This is a genomic window from Bacillus sp. FJAT-27231 (assembly GCF_001183975.1).
Lineage (GTDB): Bacteria > Bacillota > Bacilli > Bacillales > Domibacillaceae > Pseudobacillus > Pseudobacillus wudalianchiensis.
The window spans coordinates 3,193,483-3,200,813 of the sequence record NZ_LFZU01000001.1; the positions used below are offsets into that span (position 1 = coordinate 3,193,483).

Annotated in this window: 4 protein-coding genes, 20 tRNA genes and 1 rRNA gene; 1 reads left to right on the forward strand and 24 read right to left on the reverse strand. The window is 45.7% G+C overall.

What is annotated here, in order from left to right:
- Window positions 1-17 precede the first annotated feature (17 nt).
- Genes menH through AC623_RS15310 form a run of 3 tightly spaced genes read right to left on the reverse strand, consistent with a single transcriptional unit; the run spans window position 18 to window position 3,989 of the window.
- Window positions 18-827: a 2-succinyl-6-hydroxy-2,4-cyclohexadiene-1-carboxylate synthase gene (gene menH, locus AC623_RS15300; protein WP_442853540.1), complete on the reverse strand. Its 810-nt coding sequence runs from the start codon at window positions 825-827 to the stop codon at window positions 18-20.
- Entirely contained in the window at window positions 818-2,581 is a 1,764-nt protein-coding gene (gene menD / locus AC623_RS15305; protein ID WP_049663916.1) for a 2-succinyl-5-enolpyruvyl-6-hydroxy-3-cyclohexene-1-carboxylic-acid synthase, read from the reverse strand. The genes menH and menD overlap by 10 nt, the downstream gene beginning before the upstream one ends.
- Window positions 2,574-3,989, reverse strand: coding sequence for an isochorismate synthase (locus AC623_RS15310; RefSeq protein WP_049663918.1), 1,416 nt, complete (start codon window positions 3,987-3,989; stop codon window positions 2,574-2,576). The genes menD and AC623_RS15310 overlap by 8 nt, the downstream gene beginning before the upstream one ends.
- Before the next feature lie 253 nt (window positions 3,990-4,242).
- Between AC623_RS15310 and AC623_RS15315 the strand changes: the two genes are divergently transcribed.
- On the forward strand, window positions 4,243-4,992 hold the full coding sequence (locus AC623_RS15315) for a TraR/DksA C4-type zinc finger protein (RefSeq protein ID WP_049663919.1): 750 nt from the start codon (window positions 4,243-4,245) through the stop codon (window positions 4,990-4,992).
- A gap of 55 nt (window positions 4,993-5,047) precedes the next feature.
- Here AC623_RS15315 and AC623_RS15320 read toward each other — a convergent pair.
- From AC623_RS15320 to rrf, 21 genes are all read right to left on the reverse strand, one after another.
- Window positions 5,048-5,119: transfer RNA gene (locus AC623_RS15320), tRNA-Glu, on the reverse strand.
- Between the two features lie 4 nt (window positions 5,120-5,123).
- Window positions 5,124-5,214: transfer RNA gene (locus tag AC623_RS15325), tRNA-Ser, on the reverse strand.
- 10 nt (window positions 5,215-5,224) lie between these two features.
- Window positions 5,225-5,299, reverse strand: a tRNA-Asn gene (locus AC623_RS15330).
- A 6-nt stretch (window positions 5,300-5,305) separates the two neighbouring features.
- Window positions 5,306-5,379 (reverse strand) — tRNA-Ile (locus AC623_RS15335).
- Window positions 5,380-5,393: 14 nt separating this feature from the next.
- Window positions 5,394-5,467 (reverse strand) — tRNA-Gly (locus AC623_RS15340).
- 8 nt (window positions 5,468-5,475) lie between these two features.
- Window positions 5,476-5,548, reverse strand: a tRNA-Phe gene (locus AC623_RS15345).
- Window positions 5,549-5,582: 34 nt separating this feature from the next.
- Window positions 5,583-5,659: transfer RNA gene (locus tag AC623_RS15350), tRNA-Asp, on the reverse strand.
- 4 nt (window positions 5,660-5,663) lie between these two features.
- Window positions 5,664-5,737: transfer RNA gene (locus AC623_RS15355), tRNA-Met, on the reverse strand.
- A 15-nt stretch (window positions 5,738-5,752) separates the two neighbouring features.
- Window positions 5,753-5,845 (reverse strand) — tRNA-Ser (locus AC623_RS15360).
- A 16-nt stretch (window positions 5,846-5,861) separates the two neighbouring features.
- Window positions 5,862-5,938, reverse strand: a tRNA-Ile gene (locus tag AC623_RS15365).
- Window positions 5,939-5,944: 6 nt separating this feature from the next.
- Window positions 5,945-6,018: transfer RNA gene (locus tag AC623_RS15370), tRNA-Met, on the reverse strand.
- 18 nt (window positions 6,019-6,036) lie between these two features.
- Window positions 6,037-6,112, reverse strand: a tRNA-Ala gene (locus tag AC623_RS15375).
- 37 nt (window positions 6,113-6,149) lie between these two features.
- A tRNA-Pro gene (locus tag AC623_RS15380) sits at window positions 6,150-6,223 on the reverse strand.
- 15 nt (window positions 6,224-6,238) lie between these two features.
- Window positions 6,239-6,315 (reverse strand) — tRNA-Arg (locus AC623_RS15385).
- A gap of 13 nt (window positions 6,316-6,328) precedes the next feature.
- Window positions 6,329-6,417 (reverse strand) — tRNA-Leu (locus AC623_RS15390).
- A 6-nt stretch (window positions 6,418-6,423) separates the two neighbouring features.
- Window positions 6,424-6,498 (reverse strand) — tRNA-Gly (locus AC623_RS15395).
- A gap of 35 nt (window positions 6,499-6,533) precedes the next feature.
- A tRNA-Leu gene (locus tag AC623_RS15400) sits at window positions 6,534-6,615 on the reverse strand.
- A 7-nt stretch (window positions 6,616-6,622) separates the two neighbouring features.
- A tRNA-Lys gene (locus AC623_RS15405) sits at window positions 6,623-6,698 on the reverse strand.
- Window positions 6,699-6,702: 4 nt separating this feature from the next.
- A tRNA-Thr gene (locus tag AC623_RS15410) sits at window positions 6,703-6,778 on the reverse strand.
- A gap of 20 nt (window positions 6,779-6,798) precedes the next feature.
- A tRNA-Val gene (locus tag AC623_RS15415) sits at window positions 6,799-6,874 on the reverse strand.
- Between the two features lie 9 nt (window positions 6,875-6,883).
- Window positions 6,884-6,999: ribosomal RNA gene (rrf, locus tag AC623_RS15420) — 5S ribosomal RNA — on the reverse strand.
- Window positions 7,000-7,331: the final 332 nt, after the last annotated feature.

Here is a 7,331-nt window from a genome sequence, read left to right on the forward strand (position 1 = left end):
CTATTATTTCCTCCTTATTATGTATGGGATAAAAACTCCTTTATTATTGTACCAAACTTCGCGGAATCTTCCACATGAATCGCATGCCCTGCTCTGTTTATTTCTTTCCACACAGCTGAAGGAAGCAACTGAGCCATTTCAGCAGCAATCTTTGTAAACTTTTTATCCTCTGTGCCAGTGATCAACAGCACCGGCATAGAAAGCCTGGGCAGAGCTTCCCACCAAGAGGGCTGCGAACCTGTTCCCATCCCCTTTAACGAGCTGCTAAGCCCCTTAACAGAATTCTGTAACCGCTGCTGTCTGATCGCTTCTCGCTGTACACTTGGCAATGTACGCTGTGTCGCAAATAAGGAAATCTCCTGCCAGTAATCGATGAAGGCTTCCATTCCTTCCCGCTCTATTCTCTCAGCAAGAGCGGCGTCTCCTTTTCTGCGCTGTAAGCGTTCCTCCTCCGTTTTTAAACCGGGAGAGGCACTCTCTAGCAACAAAGATTCGACAGCGTCTGGAAATAAGGCAGCCATTGTAAGCGCCAGCCTTCCTCCCATGGAATAGCCTAACAGATGAAACTTAGCATAACCTAGCTTGTTCATGAGCTCGATCATATCTCGGGCTGCTAACTCAATCTTGTATCTTTCTTCATCTGCCGGACAGCTGCTTTTCCCATGGCCAATAATGTCAACCGTTACACACAGGTAATGATCTCTTAAATATGCGATCGTTTCTGTCCAAGTGTCTACATTCCCAGTAAATCCGTGCAATAATAGCAAAGGTTTTCCTTTGCCGCTTACTTCAACATAATATCGGCAGCCGTGGACTTCTATTTCCAAAAGCCCTCACCTGCCGTCAATTTATTCATTTCCTGGGAAACTTTCTCCCATAATTCGCGGTGAGCCACTACATTTTTTGCTCGATCGGTAATAGCTTCAATAATGAGTAAACCACCCGCTTTAGCTGCTTTAGCCATACTGTTGTCTAAAGAAGCTAAATCTGTCACCCGCTCATAATCTCCCCCATAAAGTTTCGCTGCATGAGAAAAATCAAGATCTGCTGGAGTGCCAAACAGCAATTCAAAGTGCTTCTGTTCTCCCGCCTGCGGCAAATAAGAAAAAATGCCTCCGCCGTTATTATTAATGACAATAACCGTTATATTGATCCCATTCAACTTAGCAGCTAACAAACCATTTAGATCATGGAAAAGAGACAAATCTCCCACAATTAAATACAGCGGGGAAGTAACAGCTGCCGCTCCAAGCGCACTAGACACTAATCCATCAATTCCATTCGCTCCCCGATTGGCCAGCAAACGGATTCTGCGCTCGTCTGTGAAAAAGAACGAATCTAAATCGCGAATAGGCATACTATTGCCGACAAATAAGGCCGACTGATCAGGGAGGCGCTGTAATACCTCATAAAACAGCTTGCCCTCATCCAGTTCTGCATGTTCCCCTACACTTTGCATAATGGTTTTAGCTGCTTGATTAATGTGCATCCAATTTTCCAACCAAGAACTTCGGTCTCTTTGCTCGTTCAGGTGCGCGGATAAGGATTGGCAAAAAGCACTTTCATCGGCAGCAAGCATATGAGTAGCCACTCCAATCGGCTCTCTCCAACCACCGCCGCTGTCAACTACGCAATGAACGATAGCAGCATGTCTGCCAATAAATTGGGTAAGGGCTTTTGATACAGGCATCGCTCCAAAACGAAGCACAATATCAAAGGAAGCCTCTTGCTTGATTTTCTCATTTCGCAGAAAAGCATCATAACTGTCTATAATTAAGTGAGAATGAACCTCTCCACTCCGTAGGCCAGACAGCGGATCTGCTAATATAGGGTAGCCCAGCTTTTCAGCTAATTCCACTACCGTTTTTTCAAATCCCTCAGATTGCTGTTCCCCACAAATAATCAAACCTTTTTCCTTTTCCTTAAAAATAGCCGCAAGTGCCTCTATCTCCTGCTTGGGAAGTATACGCATTCCTTCACTAAGATGGATTGCCGGCAAGTCTTCCGTCTCTAACCGCTCAAATAAACCATCATATTGGGGAAGGAGAGGCTCACGAAATGGAAAATTCAAATGGACAGGTCCAGCTGGCGACTGCTTCGCTATATAGATGGCTTTTGCAGCTGTGATCCGAACATAACGCAGCATATGCTCCTCTGCATCCGGCAGGGCCATCTCAGCAAACCACTTTGCATGGGTTCCATAGAGACGATTTTGATCAATAGATTGGGGCGCTCCTACTTCTCTCAGCTCATGCGGCCGATCAGATGTAAGCACGATAAGCGGAATACGCGCATTTTTTGCTTCCGCTACAGCAGGTAAGTAATTAGCTGCAGCCGTACCTGATGTACATAACAAAGCTGTCGGTTTTCCGGAAGCTTTCGCTAACCCGAGGGCAAAAAAAGCGGCTGACCGCTCATCGATCTGAACATATACTTTTATGTCAGGGTGCTCAGCTAACAAAAGCGCCATAGGAGTAGACCGCGAACCCGGGCTAATCACGGCGCTTTCTACTCCTGCTTTCACAAGCCCATCGATGAAATGGGCGTTATATAACGTTAAATCTTTTTGTTTATTATTCATGAGCTATTTCTCCTAACGCCCGCAACATCGGTCTGAGCTTAATTCGTGTCTCCGCTAGCTCGCTCTCCGCCTCCGAATCGGCAACAATCCCACAGCCTGCATATAAAAAGGCCTGTTGTTTGCTTAATAAGCCTGAGCGAATAGCAACAGCAAATTCACCATTTTTCCGATAATCCATCCAGCCGACAGGAGCAGCATAAAACCCTCTATCCATTCCCTCAAGCTGACGAATAACAGGAAGTGCCTTCTCATTTGGCAGTCCGCCTAGTGCAGGGGTCGGATGGAGCCTTTCAACAAATTGCAAAATCGAACGATTCTCCTCGGTAAAACCGGTAACAGGCGTATATAAATGTTGTATGTCCCGTACCTTCATTAATCCAGGAACAGAAGGGATATTTACCGTGTAGCATAAGCGTTCCATTTCCTTCTTAATCATTTGAACGACATAATCATGCTCAATCCGATTTTTTTCATCGTTAAGCAACTCATTTCCTAATGCTGCATCCTCTATGTCGTTCTGTCCTCTTTTAATTGAACCAGCAAGACATGTAGACAAAGCAATCTCGTTTCGCTTACGAACCAATCGTTCAGGGGACGCCCCTAAAAAACAGGATTCCATTGCTTCTAATGAAAAAATAAAGCTGTCAGGCTGTTGTTCAATGAGTCGTTCTAATACTTGATCATGAGCAATTTCTTGATCAAAATTAGCAACAATTTTTCTGGCAAGAACTACCTTTTTCAAATCACCATCTAAGCGAATTTGTTTCACTGCTTGACCGACTGCCTGTTTCCACTGCTCTGTATCTTTCTCTTCTAGAGAAGTTAACATCGTTCCCTCTTCTGAACGTTCTATGTTAACCCGTGAAAGAAGACAGTCCTTTTTCACTTCTAATTTATCAATGAGCTCTTCTAACTCATCAGAAGGGCAAATAACATTGGTCGTTACATAACATTCTCCTTCATATATTGTCAGCATATACTCTGGCAAATAAAAAAAGGTAGATGAAAATGTAGACCATTCTTCCTCTTGTCTCTGCTCTGGATCAAAAGAAAAACCGCCAAACAAAACAGGCCCTATTCCGTAAGCATCGAAAGAATTGTGAATAAATGCACTTTCAATCATGTCATTCCACTTTTTCTCGGCCGCTGCATAACGTGATTGATCCTTTTTCTCATTACGAACAGTATAAATATTGCCTAAACCGACAATTTCCACTTCTCCATCGCGGTCTTTCCAAAAAAAACGTTCTCCCGCATAAAGAGCTCGTCCGCGTTTATAAAATTGTAAAGAATCCATCCAATCAATTTTTTCGACATAACTAAATAGAGCAGTTTGCTTATTAGGCTGCTTTTCACGAATCGATTGTATAAAAGCTTCTTTGATCGGCTGGCTTTTTATAGTAGACAATGAACTCTCCTCCATTGCACTTAAATCAGTTATTCATTCTAGTCAAACCTATTTAAAGATACACCTCCAGAACTCTTCCTGTCAATGATTCCCCCTTATTTATACCATACCGCCTTGACCATCACCTGTTTAGTGTACCCGTTATTTTTCACACCACTATCTTATGTTTCAATTAAAGAAAGAAAGGAAATAAGAAAGATAAGAAGAGCTTTTCGAATAGTTGTCCAGTAGATGAGATAAGGATGTGAAAGTAATGTTATCAAAAGAACAAAAGCAGCTGCTGAAAGATGATTTGCTTACGCAAAAAGAACAGCTTATTCACCATAAAGACAGAGAAGGAACAGAGCCTGAAGCGGGCAGTGAACGAGACACAACAGGCGAACTCTCTATGTATGATAACCATCCCGCAGACATAGCGACAGAGCTGCATGAACGGGAAAAAAATCTTGCTTTAAGTGATCACCATAACAACGAACTTGAAAAAGTAGTAAGAGCATTAGAAGCAATGGAGAAGGATCAGTATGGAAAGTGTCTGGAATGTGGCAAGGATATCTCCTTTGAGCGATTGCAAGCCGTACCAACCTCCCTCTATTGTGTAGAGCATACTCCTAAAAAAACAATAGCTAACGATCGTCCAGTAGAAGAAGAAATACTTCAGCCAGGCGGAAATGGTCATTTTTTGCATAGAGATAAGGAAATAAAAGACTATGAAGATAGCTTTCAAGAAGCAGCAAAATACGGTACATCAGAAACGCCTTCTGACTTTACGAGAGGCCATCGAGACTACAATGACTTATACGAAGACATAGAGGAGGTAACAGAGGGATTTACAGAAGAATATGAGAACTTCACAGCAACAGATATAGAAGGTGAGCATGAAGGTTTTTATCGTTCTACAAAAGAACAAAGATATGTAGAAGAATTGGATGAGGAAGGAATCGAATCACCATTAGGAAACATTCCTTACAAGAAAAAAGACAGCTATCTAGAAGATCATAAATAAAAAATCCACTTGTCGTCTAAGCGACAAGTGGATTTTTTATATTGAAACAATTTTATGACCCCTACGGGATTCGAACCCGTGTTACCGCCGTGAAAGGGCGGTGTCTTAACCGCTTGACCAAGGGGCCTTTATGGCGGAGAAGGAGGGATTTGAACCCTCGCGCCGCTTACGCGACCTACACCCTTAGCAGGGGCGCCTCTTCAGCCTCTTGAGTACTTCCCCGTAAAAATAATGGCTCCGCAGGCAAGATTCGAACTTGCGACCGATCGGTTAACAGCCGATTGCTCTACCACTGAGCTACTGCGGAATGAAGTGGGCCTGAATGGACTCGAACCATCGACCTCACGCTTATCAGGCGTGCGCTCTAACCAGCTGAGCTACAGGCCCATTTAAAATAAAAATGGAGCGGGTGATGGGAATCGAACCCACGACATCAGCTTGGAAGGCTGAGGTTTTACCATTAAACTACACCCGCATAAAAGGTGGCTCAGGACGGAATCGAACCGCCGACACATGGATTTTCAGTCCATTGCTCTACCGACTGAGCTACTGAGCCATCATTATAATAGTTTTTAAGTTATATGTATAAATGGCGGTCCGGACGGGACTCGAACCCGCGACCTCCTGCGTGACAGGCAGGCATTCTAACCAACTGAACTACCGGACCAAGATTGCGGGGACAGGATTTGAACCTGCGACCTTCGGGTTATGAGCCCGACGAGCTACCAGACTGCTCCACCCCGCGACGATCATTATATAGTGGCGGAGGAAGAGGGATTCGAACCCCCGCGCGGTTTAACCCGCCTGTCGGTTTTCAAGACCGATCCCTTCAGCCAGACTTGGGTATTCCTCCACTATGACTATTCAAATGGTGGACCTTGCAGGACTCGAACCTGCGACCGGACGGTTATGAGCCGTCTGCTCTAACCAACTGAGCTAAAGGTCCAATAAGTAGCGGCGGAGGGGATCGAACCCCCGACCTCACGGGTATGAACCGTACGCTCTAGCCAGCTGAGCTACACCGCCAAAATGAATAATTAAATTTGGTGGAGCCTAGCGGGATCGAACCGCTGACCTCCTGCGTGCAAAGCAGGCGCTCTCCCAGCTGAGCTAAGGCCCCATTTTATATGACGACTGCTTTCTAGCAGTGCTGGATATCGGGAAGACAGGATTCGAACCTGCGACCCCTTGGTCCCAAACCAAGTGCTCTACCAAGCTGAGCTACTTCCCGGCTACTTTTATATAATGGCGCGCCCGAGAGGAGTCGAACCCCTAACCTTTTGATCCGTAGTCAAACGCTCTATCCAATTGAGCTACGGGCGCTTAGTTTTGTAAATGGTGCCGAGGACCGGAATCGAACCGGTACGGTAGTCACCTACCGCAGGATTTTAAGTCCTGTGCGTCTGCCAGTTCCGCCACCCCGGCATTTTATGGAGCGGAAGACGGGATTCGAACCCGCGACCCCCACCTTGGCAAGGTGGTGTTCTACCACTGAACTACTTCCGCACAAAAAATGCATTTCTTCTATTAAATATAGTAAGTGCGGGTGAAGGGAGTCGAACCCCCACGCCTTGCGGCGCCAGATCCTAAGTCTGGTGCGTCTGCCAATTCCGCCACACCCGCATATAAATGGTGAGCCATGAAGGACTCGAACCTTCGACCCTCTGATTAAAAGTCAGATGCTCTACCGACTGAGCTAATGGCTCTTCGTGGTGCCGGCAAGAGGACTTGAACCCCCAACCTACTGATTACAAGTCAGTTGCTCTACCAATTGAGCTACACCGGCATATACACTTTAACAATGTATGGTGGAGGATGACGGGTTCGAACCGCCGACCCCCTGCTTGTAAGGCAGGTGCTCTCCCAGCTGAGCTAATCCTCCGATATGTATGCCTGGCAACGTCCTACTCTCACAAGGGGAAGCCCCTCACTACCATCGGCGCTGAAGAGCTTAACTTCCGTGTTCGGGATGGGAACGGGTGTGACCTCTTCGCTATCGCCACCAGACTATTTAAGACATTTACTATTATAACAAAAAATTCTCGTTTGGCAAGCTTTTTTTGTTCCTTCAAAACTGGATAATATGTTTCAGTAACCGGCAATACCGTGCCATGGTTTGTTGCTTTTACGCCGTGCGGCGTTGTCCAGCTCCAGCAGCCAGACTCTCGGTCATAAGCCATCACGTCTGTGTGGCAAAGAACGCCACTTCGACGGTCCGTCTTATGTCTGCTGAGTCTAAACGGCTGCTTCTGCTTTTCGTTGGTTAAGTCCTCGATCGATTAGTATTCGTCAGCTCCACGTGTCGCCACGCTTCCACCTCGAACCTATCTACCTGATCA